Origin of the sequence: Neorhizobium sp. JUb45 (assembly GCF_004343585.1) — a bacterium.
Lineage (GTDB): Bacteria > Pseudomonadota > Alphaproteobacteria > Rhizobiales > Rhizobiaceae > Neorhizobium.
The window spans coordinates 405,453-423,846 of the sequence record NZ_SLYW01000001.1; the positions used below are offsets into that span (position 1 = coordinate 405,453).

At 60.7% G+C, this 18,394-nt stretch carries 16 protein-coding genes; 8 read left to right on the forward strand and 8 right to left on the reverse strand.

Translation table 11 applies throughout. The annotated features are described in order from the left end of the window. Positions 1 to 314: 314 nt before the first annotated feature. The 3 genes from gltB to EDF70_RS01835 are packed head-to-tail and all read left to right on the forward strand — an operon-like array spanning position 315 to position 6,646. Positions 315 to 5,015 carry a glutamate synthase large subunit gene (gene gltB / locus EDF70_RS01830; protein WP_245519063.1) on the forward strand — a complete coding sequence of 1,567 codons (4,701 nt, stop codon included), beginning with the start codon at positions 315 to 317 and terminating at the stop codon, positions 5,013 to 5,015. 4 nt (positions 5,016 to 5,019) lie between these two features. Then, complete coding sequence (locus EDF70_RS29880) at positions 5,020 to 5,178, forward strand: hypothetical protein (RefSeq protein WP_165931918.1); 159 nt, start codon at positions 5,020 to 5,022, stop codon at positions 5,176 to 5,178. Positions 5,179 to 5,191: 13 nt separating this feature from the next. After that, positions 5,192 to 6,646, forward strand: coding sequence for a glutamate synthase subunit beta (locus EDF70_RS01835; RefSeq protein ID WP_132271549.1), 1,455 nt, complete (start codon positions 5,192 to 5,194; stop codon positions 6,644 to 6,646). A gap of 60 nt (positions 6,647 to 6,706) precedes the next feature. Here the strand turns inward: EDF70_RS01835 and EDF70_RS01840 are convergent, their stop codons facing one another. The 4 genes from EDF70_RS01840 to EDF70_RS01855 form a co-directional block, all read right to left on the reverse strand. Then, entirely contained in the window at positions 6,707 to 7,291 is a 585-nt protein-coding gene (locus tag EDF70_RS01840; protein WP_132272526.1) for a nucleotidyl transferase AbiEii/AbiGii toxin family protein, read from the reverse strand. A 78-nt stretch (positions 7,292 to 7,369) separates the two neighbouring features. Next, a complete protein-coding gene (locus EDF70_RS01845; protein WP_132271550.1) occupies positions 7,370 to 7,639 on the reverse strand; it encodes a hypothetical protein in 270 nt (89 codons plus the stop codon). Positions 7,640 to 7,729: 90 nt separating this feature from the next. Further along, entirely contained in the window at positions 7,730 to 8,974 is a 1,245-nt protein-coding gene (locus EDF70_RS01850; protein ID WP_132271551.1) for a DUF459 domain-containing protein, read from the reverse strand. Positions 8,975 to 9,057: 83 nt separating this feature from the next. Further along, positions 9,058 to 10,272, reverse strand: a complete 1,215-nt coding sequence (locus tag EDF70_RS01855) for a lytic murein transglycosylase (protein ID WP_132272527.1) — start codon at positions 10,270 to 10,272, stop codon at positions 9,058 to 9,060. Positions 10,273 to 10,481: 209 nt separating this feature from the next. Here EDF70_RS01855 and galU point away from each other — a divergent pair, with 209 nt between their 5' ends. Beyond that, a complete protein-coding gene (gene galU / locus EDF70_RS01860; RefSeq protein ID WP_132271552.1) occupies positions 10,482 to 11,366 on the forward strand; it encodes a UTP--glucose-1-phosphate uridylyltransferase GalU in 885 nt (294 codons plus the stop codon). A 131-nt stretch (positions 11,367 to 11,497) separates the two neighbouring features. Here the strand turns inward: galU and EDF70_RS01865 are convergent, their stop codons facing one another. Continuing rightward, positions 11,498 to 13,207, reverse strand: coding sequence for an outer membrane beta-barrel protein (locus EDF70_RS01865; RefSeq protein WP_165931919.1), 1,710 nt, complete (start codon positions 13,205 to 13,207; stop codon positions 11,498 to 11,500). A gap of 152 nt (positions 13,208 to 13,359) precedes the next feature. On the opposite strand from EDF70_RS01865, the gene EDF70_RS01870 reads away from it, so the two are divergent. Beyond that, positions 13,360 to 14,358 (forward strand): KpsF/GutQ family sugar-phosphate isomerase, encoded by a 999-nt coding sequence (locus EDF70_RS01870; RefSeq protein WP_132271554.1) that lies wholly within the window; start codon positions 13,360 to 13,362, stop codon positions 14,356 to 14,358. Between the two features lie 21 nt (positions 14,359 to 14,379). On the opposite strand, the gene EDF70_RS01875 is transcribed toward EDF70_RS01870, so the two are convergent. The 3 genes from EDF70_RS01875 to EDF70_RS01885 form a co-directional block, all read right to left on the reverse strand. Continuing rightward, positions 14,380 to 14,838 (reverse strand): NfeD family protein, encoded by a 459-nt coding sequence (locus tag EDF70_RS01875; protein WP_132271555.1) that lies wholly within the window; start codon positions 14,836 to 14,838, stop codon positions 14,380 to 14,382. Positions 14,839 to 14,842: 4 nt separating this feature from the next. Then, positions 14,843 to 15,865, reverse strand: coding sequence for an SPFH domain-containing protein (locus EDF70_RS01880; RefSeq protein WP_132272528.1), 1,023 nt, complete (start codon positions 15,863 to 15,865; stop codon positions 14,843 to 14,845). 108 nt (positions 15,866 to 15,973) lie between these two features. Continuing rightward, the gene (locus tag EDF70_RS01885; RefSeq protein ID WP_132271556.1) at positions 15,974 to 16,474 is read right to left on the reverse strand and encodes a helix-turn-helix transcriptional regulator; all 501 of its coding nucleotides are present in this window, start codon (positions 16,472 to 16,474) and stop codon (positions 15,974 to 15,976) included. A 75-nt stretch (positions 16,475 to 16,549) separates the two neighbouring features. Here EDF70_RS01885 and queC point away from each other — a divergent pair, with 75 nt between their 5' ends. From queC to queE, 3 genes are read left to right on the forward strand one after another with little or no spacing between them, the layout of a single operon-like run. Further along, complete coding sequence (queC, locus tag EDF70_RS01890; RefSeq protein WP_132271557.1) at positions 16,550 to 17,260, forward strand: 7-cyano-7-deazaguanine synthase QueC; 711 nt, start codon at positions 16,550 to 16,552, stop codon at positions 17,258 to 17,260. Continuing rightward, on the forward strand, positions 17,260 to 17,616 hold the full coding sequence (gene queD, locus EDF70_RS01895; RefSeq protein WP_132271558.1) for a 6-carboxytetrahydropterin synthase QueD: 357 nt from the start codon (positions 17,260 to 17,262) through the stop codon (positions 17,614 to 17,616). Before queC ends, queD begins: the two co-directional genes overlap by 1 nt. After that, a complete protein-coding gene (queE, locus tag EDF70_RS01900; RefSeq protein WP_132271559.1) occupies positions 17,613 to 18,359 on the forward strand; it encodes a 7-carboxy-7-deazaguanine synthase QueE in 747 nt (248 codons plus the stop codon). The genes queD and queE overlap by 4 nt, the downstream gene beginning before the upstream one ends. Positions 18,360 to 18,394: the final 35 nt, after the last annotated feature.

Here is an 18,394-nt window from a genome sequence, read left to right on the forward strand (position 1 = left end):
ATTTCAGCCTCTTGTGGCGCATTAACTTCTGTGTCATATAAAATGAGAAATAGGTCAGAATAACTGTCCTACTTTCCGGAAATCAGGTCGGCGATGGGCTGGTTTCTGTCATGACCTCCGCGCCGATCCGGGTTATGCTGCTGCGCAATAGCAGCGGACTGTCCGGGCGGCGCCGTCGCATGAGTTAAGAACTGTCGCATGAATTTCGGATTGATGTGCGACACCCGCACCTCGTTTCGCGCAATGAACCGATACCACCTTGCCCGCTCGAGCGGCCAACTGGAGGACTGACGATGACGAAGACGATTTTGGATATGCACTGTCCCACCGACATAGCTTCGGCGAAAGCCGAAGAGCATGTGCCCTTCATCGCGTCGGGCATTCCTGGGCCCCAAGGTCTTTATGATCCGCGCAACGAACACGATGCCTGCGGCGTCGGCTTCATCGCCCATATGAAGGGCCAGAAGTCGCACCAGATCGTCAAGGACGGCCTGTTCATTCTGGAAAACCTGACGCATCGCGGCGCCGTTGGTGCCGATCCGCTGATGGGCGATGGCGCCGGTATTCTGGTGCAGATCCCGGATCGTTTCTTCCGCGAGGAAATGGCACGCCAAGGCATCACCCTGCCGAAGGCCGGCGAATATGCCGTCGGCCATCTGTTCATGCCGCGCAAGCCGGAAGAGATCGAGCATTACAAGCAGGTGGTGCGAGACGTCATCGGCGAGGAAGGCCAGCAGTTCATCGGTTTCCGCGATGTGCCGGTCGATAATTCCTCGCTGTCCAAGGCGCCGGATATTGCTGCGACCGAACCCTATCACGTTCAGGTCTTCATCGGGGCAGGGCGCGATGCCGCGACCAATCTCGAATTCGAGCGCAAGCTTTTCCTGATCCGCAAGGTCATCTCGAACCGCATCTATGATGCCTTCGGCGGCGTCGATCAGGGTTTCTATCCGGTGTCGCTGTCGTCCTCGACCATCGTCTACAAGGGCATGTTCCTGGCCTATCAGGTCGGCGCCTATTACAAGGATCTGGCCGATCCGCGGTTTGAGAGCGCCGTGGCGCTTGTGCACCAGCGTTTCTCAACCAACACGTTTCCGTCGTGGAAGCTGGCGCATCCGTACCGCATGGTCGCCCATAACGGCGAAATCAACACGCTGCGCGGCAACGTCAACTGGATGGCGGCGCGTCAGGCTTCGGTTTCCTCGCCGCTGTTCGGTGATGATATCTCCAAGCTGTGGCCGATCTCCTATGAAGGCCAGTCGGATACGGCCTGCTTCGACAACGCGCTGGAATTTTTGCTGCGCGGCGGCTACTCCATGGCGCATGCCGTGATGATGCTGATCCCGGAAGCATGGGCCGGCAACCAGTCGATGTCGAAGGAGCGCAAGGCGTTCTACGAATACCACGCCGCGCTGATGGAGCCGTGGGATGGTCCGGCCGCCGTCTGTTTCACCGATGGCAAGCAGATTGGCGCAACGCTCGACCGTAACGGCCTGCGCCCGGCGCGCTACCTCGTCACCGATGACGACCGTATCATCTTGGCCTCCGAAGCCGGCACGCTGCCGGTGCCGGAAGAAAGCATCGTCAAGAAGTGGCGCCTGCAGCCGGGCAAGATGCTGCTGATCGACATGGAAAAGGGCCAGATCATCTCCGACGAGGAGTTGAAGACGGAGCTTGCCACCAAGCACCCCTATTCCAAGTGGCTCGACAACACCCAGCTCATCCTCGAAGAGCTGAAGCCGGTGGAACCGCGCGCGCTGCGTCGCGACGTGTCGCTGCTCGACCGTCAGCAGGCTTTTGGTTACACCCGCGAAGACACAAAGATCCTGATGTCGCCAATGGCGACCACCGGTCAGGAAGCCGTGGGTTCGATGGGCACCGATACGCCGATCTCGGCCATGTCGGAAAAGTCCAAGCTGCTTTACACCTATTTCAAGCAGAACTTTGCGCAGGTCACCAACCCGCCGATCGACCCGATTCGCGAAGAGCTGGTGATGAGCCTCGTGTCCTTCATCGGCCCGCGCCCGAACATTCTCGACCATGAGGGTGCGGCCAACGCCAAGCGTCTGGAAGTGCGCCAGCCGATCCTGACCAATGGCGATCTCGAAAAGATCCGCTCGATCGGCCACACGGAAGACCGTTTCGACACCAAGACGCTCGACTTCACCTACGCGATCGAGCGTGGCGCCGAAGGCATGCCGGAAATGCTGGATCGCCTGTGCGAGCGCGCCGAGGCGGCCGTCAAGGGTGGCTACAACATCATCGTGCTCTCCGACCGCCAGATCGGCCCGGATCGCATGGCCATTCCGGCGCTTCTGGCAACCGCTGCCGTGCACCATCACCTGATCCGCAAGGGGCTGCGCACCTCGGTCGGTCTCGTTGTGGAATCGGGCGAGCCGCGCGAAATCCACCACTTCTGCTGTCTCGCCGGTTATGGCGCCGAAGCCATCAACCCCTATCTCGCCTTCGACACGCTGACCGACATGCATATGCGCGGCGAGTTCCCCAAGGAAGTCGATGCGCAGGAAGTGGTCTATCGCTATATCAAGGCGGTCGGTAAGGGCATTCTCAAGGTCATGTCCAAGATGGGCATTTCCACCTATCAGTCCTATTGCGGCGCGCAGATTTTTGATGCTGTCGGCCTGTCGTCCGAACTGGTCGAGCAGTATTTCTTCGGCACCGCCTCTTCGATCGGCGGCATCGGTCTGGAAGAAATCGCCCAGGAAACCACCGAGCGCCACACGTCGGCTTTTGGTAAGGACCCGGTTCTGGCCTCGACGCTCGATATCGGCGGCGAATATGCCTACCGCATGCGCGGCGAAAGCCATGCCTGGACGCCTGACGTCGTTGCCACCCTTCAACATGCTGTGCGTGGAAACAGCCAGGACCGCTACCGCGAGTTCGCCGGCCTTGTGAACGAAAGCGCCGTTCGGATGAACACCATCCGTGGCCTGTTCAAGATCAAGAGCGCCGAGGTGCTTGGCCGCACGCCTGTTTCGATCGACGAGGTCGAGCCTGCTGTCGATATCGTCAAGCGTTTCTCCACCGGCGCCATGTCCTTCGGGTCGATTTCCCGCGAAGCGCATACGACGCTGGCGATCGCCATGAACAAGATCGGCGGCAAGTCGAACACCGGTGAAGGTGGCGAGGAGAGCGATCGTTACCTGCCGCGCCGCGATGGTTCGGCGAACCCGGAACGCTCGGCCATCAAGCAGATCGCCTCCGGCCGTTTTGGCGTGACCACCGAATATCTGGTCAATGCCGATATGCTGCAGATCAAGGTGGCGCAGGGTGCCAAGCCCGGCGAGGGCGGCCAGCTGCCCGGCCACAAGGTGGATGCGACCGTTGCCAAGACCCGTCACTCGACGCCGGGTGTCGGCCTCATCTCGCCGCCGCCGCACCATGACATCTATTCGATCGAAGATCTGGCGCAGCTGATCTACGATCTGAAGAACGTCAACCCGACCTCCGACATCTCGGTCAAGCTGGTGTCTGAAGTGGGCGTCGGCACGGTTGCTGCCGGTGTCGCCAAGGCGCGCGCCGACCATATCACCGTCTCCGGTTTCGACGGCGGCACGGGCGCATCGCCGCTCACCTCGCTGAAACATGCCGGCAGTCCTTGGGAAATCGGCCTTGCCGAAACCCAGCAGACGCTGGTGCTGAACGGTCTGCGTTCGCGCATCGCGCTGCAGGTCGATGGTGGTCTGAAGACCGGCCGTGACGTCATCATCGGCGCGCTGCTCGGTGCTGACGAGTTCGGTTTCGCAACGGCTCCGGTTATCGCTGCCGGGTGCATCATGATGCGCAAGTGCCATCTGAACACCTGCCCCGTGGGCGTTGCAACGCAGGACCCGGTTCTGCGCAAGCGCTTCAAGGGCACGCCGGAACACGTCATCAACTACTTCTTCTTCGTGGCCGAAGAAGTACGCGAAATCCTCGCATCGCTCGGCTTCACCAGGTTCGATGATATTATCGGCGCATCCGACTTCCTCGAAAAGGACGACATGCTCGCCCACTGGAAGTCCAAGGGGCTGGACTTCTCCAAGATCTTCCACAAGGTCGAGGCACCGAAGGCCGCCACCTACTGGACCGAGCGCCAGAAACATCCGATCGACGATATTCTCGATCGCAAGCTGATCGAAAAGGCCATGCCGGCGCTGGAAAGCAAGGAGCCGGTGGTCATCGAAGTGCCGATCAAGAACGTCGACCGTTCGGCCGGTGCCATGCTTTCGGGTGAGCTTGCCAAGCGCTGGAACGAAAAGGGCCTGAAGGACGACACGATCCGCGTGACGTTGACCGGTACCGCCGGCCAGTCGTTTGGTGCCTTCCTCGCACGCGGCATCACCTTCGATCTCGTCGGTGACGGCAACGACTATGTCGGCAAGGGTCTGTCAGGTGGCCGCATCATCGTGCGTCCGCCGGAAAATTCCAAGCTGGTGGCGGAAAACTCGATCATCGTCGGCAATACCGTGCTTTACGGTGCGACATCGGGCGAGTGCTATTTCCGCGGTGTTGCCGGTGAGCGTTTCTCCGTTCGCAACTCCGGCGCCATCGCGGTCGTCGAAGGCGTGGGTGACCACGGCTGCGAATACATGACCGGCGGCGTCGTCGTCGTTCTCGGCGAAACCGGCCGCAACTTTGCAGCCGGCATGTCGGGTGGCGTGGCTTACGTTCTCGATGAAGAGGGCACGTTCGCCAAGCGCTGCAACATGGCCATGGTCGAACTGGAACCCGTTCCGGAAGAAGATGACATGCTGGAAAAGCTGCACCATCGCGGCGGCGACATCATGCACAAGGGCCGTGTCGACGTGTCAGAAGACATGACCCGCCACGACGAAGAGCGGCTTTACCAGCTGATCTCCAACCACATGCACTATACCGGCTCCAACCGCGCCAAGGAGATCCTCGATCGCTGGAGCGAGTTCCGTCCGAAATTCCGCAAGGTCATGCCGGTCGAATACCGCCGTGCGCTTGAGGAGATGGAGCGCATGCGGATGGGCGTTGCTGCGGAGTAAGCCTTTGGCTGTTTTTCACCGTTTGATTTCGGTGGTTATCGCGGTCGCTGTTCCGGCGGCCGCGTTCATGGCGAACGGTGACGTCGCATTGGAATTCATTGTGCTGGGAGCAACCATGGGATTTGCTTACTGGTACTGGGGCCCTACGGGCACCACTCTTTGAAGAGGACTAAAACATGGGCAAGGTAACGGGTTTCATGGAAATCGACCGGCAGGTTGGCAAGTACCAGCCGGCCTCCGACCGCATCCGCCATTTCCGCGAATTCACCATTCCGATGTCCGATGCCGAGGTTACCAAACAGGCGGCGCGCTGCATGGATTGCGGCATTCCGTTCTGTCATGGGCCGACGGGCTGTCCCGTGCACAACCAGATCCCCGACTGGAACGATCTGGTCTATAACAACAAGTGGGAAGAGGCGATCCGCAACCTCCATTCCACCAACAATTTTCCGGAATTCACCGGTCGCGTCTGTCCCGCGCCGTGCGAGGAAGCTTGCACGCTGAACCTCGAAGACGCGCCGGTCGCCATCAAGACCGTCGAGCAGGCGATCGCCGACAAGGCCTATGAACTGGGCTACATCGTGCCGCAGCCGGCAACGGTCAAAACCGGCAAGAAGGTCGCGATCATCGGTTCCGGCCCCGCCGGCATGGCCGCTGCACAGCAGCTTGCCCGCGCCGGTCACGAGGTCCATGTCTATGAACGCGAAACGAAGGCCGGCGGCCTGCTGCGTTACGGCATTCCGGACTTCAAGATGGAAAAGAATTTTATCGATCGTCGTGTCGAGCAGATGACCGGTGAGGGCGTCACCTTCCATTACGGCGTCAATGTCGGCGTCGACAAGCCGACCGAAGAGCTGATGGCCGAACATGATGCCGTCATCTATTGCGGCGGTTCGGAAACCCCGCGTCCGGCCGGTATTCCCGGTGTCGAACTGCACGGCGTCTACGATGCCATGCCGTATCTCGTGCAGCAGAACCGTCGCGTCGGCCGCGAAAACATCGACTCGACCGGCTGGCCGGCAGAACCGATCCTCGCAGGCGCCAAGCATGTCGTCGTGGTCGGTGGTGGCGATACCGCATCGGATTGCGTCGGCACGGCTTTCCGTCAGGGCGCCGTCAAGGTGACCCAGCTCGACATCCGCCCGATGCCGCCGGAAAAGGAAGACAAGCTCGCCGTCTGGCCGTTCTGGGCCACCAAGATGCGCACTTCGTCTTCGCAGGCCGAAGGCGCCAACCGCGAATTCCAGGTGGCGACGCTCGAATTCGTCGGCGAAGACGGCGTGTTGACCGGCGTGCGCTGCTGCCAGGTGGATGAACGCCGCAAGCCGATCGCCGGCACGGATTTCATCATCAAGGCCGATCTCGCCTTCATCGCCATCGGTTTTTCCGGGCCGATGACGACGGGTGTCCTGTCGGAACTGGAAGGCAAGCTGGAACTGAACACCGACCGCCGCGGCTCCACCAACGTCGTGGCGAACGAGCAGGACTACAAGACCTCGATCGACAAGCTCTACGTTGCCGGCGACGTTCGCCGCGGTCAGTCGCTGGTCGTCTGGGCGATCCGCGAAGGCCGTCAGGTGGCACGCGCCGTGGATGAGGCGCTGATGGGCGCTTCGGTTCTGCCACGGTAATTTTGAATCGGAAATTTGAATTGGGCGACCACAGCATCGTTGGCTGTGGTCGCCCAAATATCAGGTGCATACCCTCTCAAGAAGGTCCACCGTTACTGCCTGTGCCTGACCGGGAATATCGCGGAAGTCGTTGCGGTAGAGAAGTTGCGCCATGATCGCCTGCGTGAACTGCGGGTTCATCCGCCGCGCGGTGGCAAGAGCCTTTTCGCTTTCGCGCCGGAAAGGCCGCAAGGCCGCCATGACATATTCGATGCCAAGCACCTGGATGACGCAGGCGATATCGAACATGTCGCGAGGCTGCATCAATGCGCCGCGATAACATATTTTCTTTGCAATGATTTCAGCCGGCGTTTCGAGCAGAATGGTTCTGTCGCGCACTGTTGCCGCCACCGCCGGTGCTTCTGTCAGGGGCAGAGCGCAGATGAAATCGATCTCGCCGATGTTTTCGAACACGACTTTCAATGTTCTGGCGCCATCCGACACGTAGGCGTCTGGCGTTACATCGAGTTCGTATCCTTGCGTCCACGGATTTAGGTAGGGGAGCTGCTGCGGGTCATCAAGGAAGATATCGATATCGAAGCTTTCTCGATGATCGATCTGCAGCATAAGGGCGGTGCCGCCCCCCAAACTCCAGCTATCGATCAGTCTGAACTGGCCGTTTGTCTTGTCGATGATGCTGACGGCGAGTTCGAACAGGTCTTCCCACCGGCTGCGCGCTGCCAATTACGCAGCTTTCGCCAAGGGCAGATTATAACCCGCGAGCGCTGAAAACCGTTTCGCAAGATCGATGGCAATCGACGCGTCGATGTGCATCTCGTGCAGGAAGGCGTGCTGAAGCTCCTCGTCCACCTCGGAGAAAAAGGAAAAAGCAGATGGGTCGAAGTGGTCGGCACTGATGGGATCGGCAATCCGTGCTGCCAGCTGTTCGGCGGAAAGCGCCGTCCCATAAGGGGCGTTGACAGTCGATAGAACGCGAACAGCTACAGAAGACATCGTTTCGCACCGAAAGTTGCGGTGGTGTGTTATAACCTGACGATGTCTGCCAAACAAGGATCGCGCCCTTGGGAGGATGGGATGACGCAGCTATTGCGTCGTCTTGATCCGGTAATCGTCCACACGCCCAGCCGGCGCCTCCGGCAGTTCGCCGCGGGTCACCAATAGATCGCGCGGGGACTGCGTGTTGGCCGGTGTCGGTGCGCTCGCGCCCAGCAGGTCCTTGCCGCCGTCGAGATCGGGGTCGGATAGCGCGATCGGCTGGGTGGAGACCACTGCGGTGATCGGCGTGCCGGGAAGTACGGGAAGAGCCGGCAGATTGCTGCCGTCGAGATTGATCATTTCGGCCGGCGGAACATCGCCGAGATGGCGGCGCGCCACCTTTTCCACGTAGAAGGCCAGCTTGCGGCGGCCGGCTTCGGTCATGTTGATGCCGTCGGCACTGCGCAGGCGCACCTGCTGGCCGTTGACGTCGGAGCCGGTGACGATGAATTTGCCGTCCTCATCGACAAACCCGTCCCAGATATCGACGAATTCGCCACCGATCTCTTCGGCCTGCGTCCGGAAAATGCTGTTGAGCGTGACGGCATCCGCCGTCATCGAAGCCGACTGGAAGGCCGGCAGGCCGACCCATAGCAGCGGCAGGTCGTGGTCGCGGGCAATCTGGCCAAATTCCTGAACACGCTGCTTGTAGATCTCGAACCAGCGTTCCGTGCGGAATTTCTCGCGCTGATCGCTGCTGTCGATCTGCTGGCGGTCATTGGCGCCGATCATCACCACCACAAGCGCCGGTTTTTCATTGGCGATCAGTTCGGGCAGAGCCTGCGGCCAGTCGTAATGATCCTGACGCACGAGGCCGGACGCGGTTTCGGCATGGTCGACAACGACGACGCCGGGATTTTCGGCAAAGGCCGCCTCAAGGCCGCCGGCCAGACGTCCGGCAAGGAAATCCCCGACGACCAGCACTTTTTTGGCATTTTCCAGCTTCTGGACGGGTTCCGGCGTCGGCTCGGCGGCAATCACCGGGGCAGCCGGTACCGGGCGCACCGCACGACGAGGGGCTGGCGGCGGTGCCGCGCGCCTTTTGCGGCGGGGCTCCATGTCGATGACGGATCGGTCGCGCTGGTACTCGCGTCGTTCACCGAAAAACATGTCCATCAGGTTGCGGCGCTGCGGGCGCTCATAACGGCGCTCCTCCAGATAATAACGCCGTTCCTGTGCCGATGCCGGCGTCACGATTGCGGGCAGGGCGATGGTGACGGCCGTCATGGCGATGACGAGGCGCGTCCCGAAAGACTTGATGCGTTCCCAAACGGGGAGAAGTGCAGACTTCATGTCCCTGCCGTCCATATCAGTGCGGGCTGCGAGTGGATCGCAGCCCGGCTTGAGAGTCAATTACCGGCCGATCCCGCCTTTGATCAGCGGATCGCCTTGAGCAGCGAATGCGACGGTTCGCCGTCTTCCTGCATGCCGAGCCGCTTCTGGATGGCGGAGATGGCGGCCTTCGAACCGGAGCCGAAATTGCCGTCGACCTCACCGTCGTAATAACCGAGTTCCTTCATGCGCGATTGCAGCTCGAATTTCTCCGAGATGTCGAGCGTGCCCTGCGGGCGCGGCCAACGCTGCTGCATGCCGCCGTAACCGGCGATCTGGTCGGCAAGAAGGCCGACGGCCAGCGCGTAACTGTCAGCCGCGTTGTATTTCTTGATGGTGAAGAAGTTTTTCATCATCAGGAAGGCCGGGCCGTCCGAGCCCGCCATCAGCTTCAGCGTGGCGCGGTCGGCACCGCGCGGAAAACCCTTGCCGTTCGGGCGGGTGAAGCCGAGCGCTGCCCACTGGGCAATCGTCTTGGTCTGGCCTTCGTATTTTGCTGCACCGGCCGGCAGGGCCGCTTCGTAACCCCAGGTCTTGCCGGTGGTCCAGCCGTTCTTGGCAAGCAGGTTGGCGGCGGTGGCGAGCGCATCCGGGATCGAATGCCAGATGTCGCGCTTGCCGTTGCCATCGGCATCGACTGCATAGAGCAGATAGCTGGTCGGGATGAACTGGGTATGACCCATGGCGCCGGCCCACGAGCCGGTCAGCTGCTTTGGCGTGACGTCGCCGGCCTGCAGGATCTTCAGCGCTGCGATCAGCTGCGTGCGGCCGAATTTCGAGCGTTTCGGATCGGCCCAAGCGAGTGTTGCCAGCGCCTGCGGCACGTGGTGCAGACGCTCGGGGTTTTCCAGTGCCGCGCCGTAATTGGATTCCATCGACCAGATGGCGAGAACGATGTTCTGATCGACACCGTATTGCCGCTCGATGGCGTTCAACAGACGGCCATGGCGGGCCTTCATCTCGCGGCCGACCTTGACCGTATAAGGGTTCACGCGGCTATCGAGATAATCCCAGATCTTTGACTTGAACTCGGGCTGGTACTGCGCCTTCTGCAACACGTCCTGATCAGGTGTGCTGATGCCTGCAAAGGCTTTGTTATAGGTCGAGCGTGTAATGCCGCTCTGGGCTGCTGTCTCATAGAAATTTGAGACAAAAGCCTTGAAACCTTGGTCTGCCTGAGCATGTATCGGAGTGACCGCGAGCGTCATGCCTGCGATCATCGAGAGTGCGAGCGCTTGAAAGCGACGGGTGCGGAACATAGTCATTACGGCGTATCCGTTGTTCTTCCAGTCAGGGTTTTCACCGGTGATGGCGGCCGGGTTACGGTCAGTGTAGAACATCAGAATAAATAAATTCTTTACCATGAGAACATCGCTCTGTCATTGCCCCGAAAAGGCTGAAATATATCCCTAGAGACCTTTTCACGGGCGACCGACATACAGACAAATTGTGCTTTTAGGAGGCATGAGTGGGACACCAAAAGATTCGTAAGGCAGTTTTTCCGGTAGCAGGCATGGGTACGCGTTTCCTCCCCGCGACCAAGGCTGTGCCAAAGGAAATGCTGACGGTCGTCGATAAGCCGGTCATCCAGTATGTGGTGGATGAGGCTATCGAAGCCGGTATCGAACATCTCGTGTTCGTCACCGGTCGCGGCAAAGGCGTTATTGAAGATTATTTCGATATTCAATTTGAACTGGAATCGCTCCTGAAGGAGCGTAACAAGAATGCCGAACTGACCATTCTTTCCGATCTCCTGCCGCAGGCCGGCATGGCAAGTTTTACCCGCCAGCAGGCGCCGCTCGGCCTCGGCCATGCCGTTTGGTGCGCACGCGACATCGTCGGCAACGAGCCATTCGCCGTCCTTCTGCCCGACATGATCATGTCGGCCGAGAAGGGCTGCCTCAAGGGCATGGTCGAGCTTTATGAAAAGACCGGCGGCAACATCCTCGCCGTCGAGGAATGCGATCCGGAACAGGCCCACAAGTACGGCATCGTCGGCGTCGGTGACGCTGTCGGCGGCGGTTTCAAGATCACCCAGATGGTCGAAAAGCCGGCCAAGGGCACCGCACCTTCGAACTTCTTCATCAACGGCCGCTACATCCTGCAGCCGGAAGTCTTTGATATCCTGGAAACCCAGGAACGTGGTGCCGGCAACGAGATCCAGCTCACCGACGGCATGCTGGCGCTGGCGAAATCCCAGGAATTCGCGGCCTACAAGTTCACCGGCGAAACCTATGACTGCGGCGCCAAGGATGGCTTCATCCTCGCCAACGTTGCTTTTGCCCTGAAGCGTGCGGATATCCGTCCGACCGTGGAAAATGGCCTGAAGGCACTGGTTGCCAAGCTCGGCTGAGTTTTGGTGATGTGATTGAGAGAGGCCTCGGGATGTGTTCCGGGGCCTTTTTTTGTCTTGATGGAAGATGGAATGCGGAGGGGGCGGCATTCGTACTTCTCCCCGTCAACACGGGGAGAAAAGGCAAGTCGTTACCGCCGCAGCGTCAAACCCGCGCCGATCTGCACCGTCTTGGTCGGTGAACTGCCGGCGTTTTCCTCGTGTTCGTAGGTCACGTCGCCGGTCAGGTCGAGATAGCGGTTGAGGCGATAGGTGATGCCGGCGCCGAGTTCGTAGGTGCTCTCGTCGCTGCCGGTGGGGAAGTCGCGCAGGGTCGTGGCCCCCGTCAGGCGGGCGATCAGGTCGCTGCGCAGCTGATGCTGTACGGCGGTGGAAAAGCGGTATTCAGCCCAGCCGTTTGCGCCGGCCGCCGTCGCATCCTGAAGCGTCGTGCGCAGGCCGAAATCGATATCAGTGCCACGGCGGGGCGACCATGTGGCATTGCCGTCGAAGGCGACCGCGCCAAGATCGGACAGGCGGCCGTCATCGTATTTCGCGACCACGTAACCGACGCCCAGCTCGCCGCGCAGTTTTTCGGAAAAATCGAATTCGATACCGGTGCGGGCGGCATAATTGTTCGACGAACGCTGATAGCCGGATGAGTCGAAACGCTGGTCATAGACGCCGCGACCGGCTGCCACTTCGAGGAAGGGAATGATCGCCGGCGACAGTTCGTAACCGACCCGCAGGCGGCCATCGAAGCCGGTGCGGTCGCGGTCGCCACGGCTGACGCTGGTGCCGTCGGAAAGATCGACATCGCCATAAACGGAGCGTGCCACCGAGAGGGCTGCCGTGCCGCGCATCACCCCGAAATCGCGCTGGACGGCAACGCCGCCACCAAACCGCTGCACGGTCGATTGTGTGCTGGCGCCCGCAACGGCGTTCGGATCGCTGTTGCTTTCGCGTTCCAGCGCGTAATTGCCGGTAATGTTGGCAATCGTGTCATTGGAGAGGTCGAGCCGCAGATCGGCATCGAGGCGGCCTTCCGGCTCGAAATCGGCGCTGTTGCTGGTGCGGCCGGAGAGCGTCTTTTCGAATGTGCCTTCGCCGGTGACGGTCAGCGCGTGGCGCGACCAGTCGGAGGACAGCGTGCCGCGAATGGCGGTGGCGAGATAGTTGCGGCTGGCCTTGCCCGCACCGGTGCGTTCGGTCTCGTGGTTGATGCTCTGGTTGACGCTCGGTCGCAGCCGGAATGTGCCGAGCCGCACACCAAGCCCGTCATCGGTCGAGGCGAGCGGGCTTTCGGCACCGTCGCGGTTGAGTTCCGGCGGGTTGAGCGTGCCCTCGACCGGCTGGTTGAGGTCGAGTTCCGCCTGCTGACCGGCCTCGTCGACAAGCCCGTCCTCGGTGTTTGCCTGTCGGCCGTTCAGCGGCTGGTTCGGGTCGTCGGCGTCGGTATCCTGCGCATTCGTATCGCCATAGGGATCGGCCGCGCCGGTCGGGATCGGATTGCCGGAAGAAACGGGGCTGATGCCATTGGAGGAGCCGAGGGCGCCGGTCGGCGCGCTGGCCGAATTCGTGCGCGTGCCATAGGCGGTGCCGCCATCGGCCGAGGTGAAATAGGAGGCCGGACGATTGGCCGATGCACCGGTGTAAGGTGTCTGTGCCCAGAGCGCACCGGGCACGAGCACGGTTGTCGCCAGAAGCATCAAAAGCGGGCCACGGCGGGTTGCCGGTTGGCTGTATGCCTGCGGGCGCGCCGGGGCGACCGACGGCATGGCGTCAGGCATCGTCGCTGCCCGTGGTGAAGCCGCCCGCTTGCGGGCCGCTCCCGATCGCGCCTGTTGTCCTGTGCCGTTCATCGCATCGCCTGAAGAGGGAGTTCCTATGCAATGGTAAATGCTCATGGTTAATGAAGCGTTGCTGATGGTTGCAGCACCGATGCGGCGATCCGTCCGTTGTCGCACCACGGCGACCGATGGACACCGCGCCCTAACCGCGATAAATGCTCGCCATGACCCAGAACGCTGCCGAAACCATTCCTGCAACTGATGTGATCGAATCCGCCCTGCGGACCGTCGCCTTTGAAAAACAGGGGCTGGATGCGCTGGAAGCGGCGCTGAAGAACGGTCTGGCCGAGCCTTTCCGCAAGGCGATCGACGTCATTCTCGCAACGACCGGGCGCGTCATCATCACCGGCGTCGGCAAGAGCGGCCATATCGGCGTGAAGCTGGCAGCAAGTCTGTCGTCCACCGGAACGCCGACCTCTTTCGTGCATGCGGCCGAAGCGGCGCATGGCGATCTCGGCATGATTGCCCAGAACGATGCGGTTCTGGCGATTTCCAAGGGCGGCGAAAGCGCCGAACTGAAAAGCATCGTGGCCTATACCCGGCGTTTTTCCATTCCGCTGATCGCCATGACCGGCAATCCCGAATCGTCACTTGGACGCGCCGCCGATATCGTTCTGCTTCTGCCGGATGCGCAGGAAGCCTGCCCACACGGTTTGGCGCCGACCACCTCGACGCTTTTGCAGATGGCGCTCGGTGATGCACTGACCGTGGCACTGCTGGAAGCACGCGGTTTCACGCCGACGGATTTTCGCGTGTTCCACCCCGGCGGCAAACTGGGTGCGAGCCTGATGCATGTGCGCGATATCATGCATACCGGCGATCGTGTTCCGCTGGTGCCGAAAGGTACGCCGATGGTGGAGGCGATCACCGTCTTGTCGCACAAGCATTTTGGCTGTGTCGGCGTGCTGGATGAAGAGGGGCGCCTGTGTGGCATCGTCACCGAGGGTGACATGGCGCGCAACCTGTCTCGCAACCTTGCCGAACTGTCGGTGGACGAGATCATGACGCGGCAGCCGAAGACGGTAAAACCGTCGGTTCTGGCGACGGCGGCGCTGGCGCTGCTCAACCAGTACAAGATCGGCGCGCTGATCGTGGTCGACGAGGATAACCGGCCGCTCGGCCTGATCCATTTCCACGATCTGTTGCGGATCGGCGTCGCCTGACGCCGATCGCGCTTTTTTTATTCAGGCCTGCTCGACAGTGAGATCGCGTCCACTCGACGCGGTCACTTTCACGCGTGTGCCGGCCGGCAGGTCGGGGCCCATGATCGACCATGTCGTGTCGTCGAGCTTGATGCGGCCACGACCTTCGAGGATCGGTTCGGCGAGCGTTGCCGTGCGGCCGACAAGGCTTTCGCCGCGACGGTTGAGCCAGGGTTCGTCGGTCTTGGCATCGCGGCCGCTATAGAACCTGCGGCCTGCCATGGCGAAGGCAACGGACAGGGCGGCAAACAGCAGAAGCTGCACATGCCAGCCCCAGAAGCTCGTGCCCCACAGCGCCAGCGACAGCGCGCCGAGCACGACGGCTGCCGCGCCGATCCAGATCAGGAAAAAGCCGGGCACGACGAGTTCGAGGGCGAGCAGCACAAGGCCGACGATCCACCAGCTCCACGGCCCAAAACTGTTCCAGAGTTCGATGACCATGGTTTCAGCTTTCGGTCGAGCCGAACGGCGGCACGGTCGGCGGGCGGCTGATCACCGGCTGGCGTGGTTGCTGCTGGCGTGGCGGCGTGGAGGTCTGGCCGTTGCTGTCACCGCCGAACACTTCCTTGGCAATCGCGCCGATGCCGCTCAGCGAACCGATCAGCGACGACGCTTCGAGCGGCATCAGCACGATCTTGGAATTGTTCGCCTTGCCGATTTCGACCAGCGCCTCGGTGTATTTCTGGGCAACGAAGTAGTTGATCGCCTGCACGTCGCCGGCAGCGATGGCCTCCGACACCACCTGTGTTGCACGCGCTTCGGCTTCGGCCAGACGTTCGCGCGCCTCGGCATCGCGGAAGGCGGCTTCGCGTTCGCCTTCTGCCTGCAGCACGGCGGCCTGCTTGGCGCCTTCGGCACGCAGGATCTGCGCATTACGCGAACCTTCGGCTTCAAGGATCTGGGCACGCTTTTCACGTTCCGCCTTCATCTGGCGACCCATGGATGCAACCAGATCGGCCGGCGGCTGGATGTCCTTGATCTCGATACGGGTGACCTTGATGCCCCAGGGCTGCACGGCCTCGTCGACGACGCGCAGAAGGCGGTCGTTGATGATGTCGCGGTTGGACAGAAGCTCGTCGAGATCCATCGAGCCCATCACTGAGCGGATATTGGTCATGGTGAGGTTCTGGACGGCGACTTCCAGATTGGTGATCTGATAGGCAGCCTGCGCCGGATTGAGCACCTGATAAAAGGCGACGGCATCGGCGGAGACGCTGGCATTGTCCTTGGTGATGACTTCCTGCGTCGGAATGTGCAGCACCTGTTCCATGACGTTCATGCGCGCGCCGATGCGCTCGATGAACGGCGTCAGGATGTTGAGGCCCGGCTGCAGCGTGCGGGTGTATTTGCCGAACCGCTCGACGGTGTAGCAATAGCCCTGAGGCACGGTTTTCACCAGGGCGAACAGCAACAGGATCGCCAGAATGACGATGCCGATGACAAAAATATCGAACCCACTCAGGTCCAGCATGGGATATCCCCCTTCAACTCACATTTGATCGCGGCGATCCTATGCAAGCGGCATGGCATAAACAAGCTGGTTGGCCGGGGGAGGGTAGTTTCCGGTGTGATTTCATCAACTTCGCGGCTGGTTTACAGGTATTTCCCGAACCAGCCGGGTCAGCAGCGGCAGGACATGCGCCGGCCGATCGCGCAGATGCTCGATCAGTTCCTTTTCCTGCCCGCTCAGCTTCGATCCCATGACATCGGTCGTCCGGGCGTCGCCGGACAACAGCCAGTCGAGCGAAATGCCGAGCAGTTCGGACAGACGATTGGCATTATCGATCGACATGGCGTGCCCCTGTATCCATTTGGAAACAGCGGCCGGCGAGATGCCGAGATCTGCGGCCAGCGCCATCATTTTCTGTGGTCCACGCGCACCGATCGCCTGCCTGAGACGTTTGCCGCGCTCGCGGTCGATTTTTTGGGGTGTCCGGCCTGGCAAAGAATCATCTCCTGCGTGTATTGTTATGAGTGTCCTCTTTTCGGTTGTGTATTTCAATGTCGTTTTGCAAAAAATGCAATCTATGGATGAAATTATTGTGATAATCACAATATCAAGGAAGCCCATTCCCATTCTCGATCCAACGCGATAAACAGCCGCCCAGAAATGCCGGTCGCAGCCTACCCGGTCAAAACAAGGACACCTGATATGAAGACCATTGTCGTCTGCTCCGGCGGACTCGATTCCGTTTCGCTTGCCCACCGCATCGCTGATCAAGGCGATCTGATGGGCCTGATCTCCTTCGATTATGGCCAGCGCCATAAGAAGGAGCTCGAATACGCCGCCGCCTGTGCAAAACGGTTGGGCGTGTTTCACCAGATCATCGACATGCGGGCAATCGGCAGCCAGCTGACCGGCTCTGCACTCACCGACGATCTCGATGTGCCTGATGGGCACTATGCCGAAGAAACCATGCGCGTCACCGTCGTTCCCAATCGCAACGCGATCATGCTGACGGTTGCCTTCGGCGTGGCGGCGGCGCGGGCTGCTGAGGCCGTGGCGATAGCCGTGCATGGCGGCGACCATTTCATCTATCCCGATTGCCGTCCGGGTTTTATCGACAGTTTCGATGCCATGCAGCGTCATGCGCTGGATGGTTATGCCTCCGTGAAGCTGCTGGCGCCTTACGTCAATGGCTCCAAGGCCGATATCGTCAGCGACGGCGCCAAGCATGCGACGCCGTTCGTCGAGACATGGTCCTGCTACAAGGGCGGGGAAAAACATTGCGGCCGTTGCGGCACCTGTGTCGAACGTCGCGAGGCGTTTCATCTGGCCGGTGTGGAAGACCCGACGGATTATGCCGACCCGGATTTCTGGAAGGCGGCGACGGCAGGTTTCAGGGCCGAGGAAATCCGCTGATGTACCGCATCACCAAGGAGTTTCATTTTTCCGCCTCGCACCAGCTGACGCACCTGCCGGCCGATCACCAATGCGCGCGCCTGCATGGGCACAATTATATCGTCGTGGTCGAGCTTTCGGCGAACGAACTCGATGATGATGGTTTTGTCCGCGACTATCACGAACTGAAGCCGCTCAAGCAGTATATCGATGAAAAATTCGACCATCGGCATCTCAACGATGTGCTGGGCCATGAAAAGGTGACGTCGGAATTTCTGGCGAAGCATTTTTACGACTGGTGCAAAGAGCGGCTGCCGGAAACCTCTGCCGTGCGCGTCAGCGAGACACCGAAGACATGGGCGGAATACCGGCCATGAGTGCTGCTTCCGAAAAGATCCGCATCAGCGAGATTTTTGGGCCGACCATCCAGGGCGAGGGCATGCTGATCGGCCAGCCGACCGTGTTCGTGCGCACCGGCGGCTGCGATTACCGCTGTTCGTGGTGCGATACGCTGCATGCCGTCGACAGCGAGTATCGCCATAACTGGCTGGCGATGGAGGTGGAAACGATCTGGGGGCAGGTGCGGCATTTGTCGGGCGATGTACCGTTGACCGTCTCGCTGTCTGGCGGCAATCCGGCCATCCAGCCGCTCGGCAGCCTGATCCGCCGCGGCAAGCGCGATGGCTATCGCTTTGCCATCGAAACGCAGGGCAGTGTCGCGCGTGACTGGTTTGCCGAACTGGATTTTCTAGTCCTGTCGCCAAAGCCGCCCTCGAGCTGCATGGAGACGGATTGGGATGTGCTGGCTGACTGTCTCAGGGCTGCCACTGGTTCTCCCGCTGGCGGCCCGCGCATCGGTTTGAAATTCGTGGTCTTCGATGATGCGGACTATGCGTTTGCGAAGGATGCGGCGGCGCGTTTCCCTGATCTTCCCGTCTATCTGCAGCCCGGCAATCACACGCCGCCGCCGCCGGATGACGATGATGCCCGCATCGATCTCGACGGCATCATGGATCGGATGTTGTGGCTGGTCGACAAGGTGACCGACGATCGCTGGTTTTCCGCGACCGTGCTGCCGCAGCTTCACGTCCTGCTCTGGGGCAACAAACGCGGCGTTTGATCTTCCTCCTTTGCCTTTCTTGCGGTTGCGCTAAA

What these genes read in the sequence shown, in the direction of transcription:
- gltB (WP_245519063.1), top strand. Translation starts at nt 315, where the DNA reads ATGCACTGTCCCACCGACATAGCTTCGGCGAAAGCCGAAGAGCATGTG.
- EDF70_RS01835 (WP_132271549.1), top strand. Translation starts at nt 5,192, where the DNA reads ATGGGCAAGGTAACGGGTTTCATGGAAATCGACCGGCAGGTTGGCAAG.
- EDF70_RS01845 (WP_132271550.1), bottom strand. Translation starts at nt 7,639, where the DNA reads ATGTCTTCTGTAGCTGTTCGCGTTCTATCGACTGTCAACGCCCCTTAT.
- EDF70_RS01850 (WP_132271551.1), bottom strand. Translation starts at nt 8,974, where the DNA reads ATGAAGTCTGCACTTCTCCCCGTTTGGGAACGCATCAAGTCTTTCGGG.
- EDF70_RS01855 (WP_132272527.1), bottom strand. Translation starts at nt 10,272, where the DNA reads ATGTTCCGCACCCGTCGCTTTCAAGCGCTCGCACTCTCGATGATCGCA.
- EDF70_RS01865 (WP_165931919.1), bottom strand. Translation starts at nt 13,207, where the DNA reads ATGAACGGCACAGGACAACAGGCGCGATCGGGAGCGGCCCGCAAGCGG.
- EDF70_RS01870 (WP_132271554.1), top strand. Translation starts at nt 13,360, where the DNA reads ATGACCCAGAACGCTGCCGAAACCATTCCTGCAACTGATGTGATCGAA.
- EDF70_RS01875 (WP_132271555.1), bottom strand. Translation starts at nt 14,838, where the DNA reads ATGGTCATCGAACTCTGGAACAGTTTTGGGCCGTGGAGCTGGTGGATC.
- EDF70_RS01885 (WP_132271556.1), bottom strand. Translation starts at nt 16,474, where the DNA reads ATGGGAATGGGCTTCCTTGATATTGTGATTATCACAATAATTTCATCC.
- queC (WP_132271557.1), top strand. Translation starts at nt 16,550, where the DNA reads ATGAAGACCATTGTCGTCTGCTCCGGCGGACTCGATTCCGTTTCGCTT.
- queD (WP_132271558.1), top strand. Translation starts at nt 17,260, where the DNA reads ATGTACCGCATCACCAAGGAGTTTCATTTTTCCGCCTCGCACCAGCTG.
- queE (WP_132271559.1), top strand. Translation starts at nt 17,613, where the DNA reads ATGAGTGCTGCTTCCGAAAAGATCCGCATCAGCGAGATTTTTGGGCCG.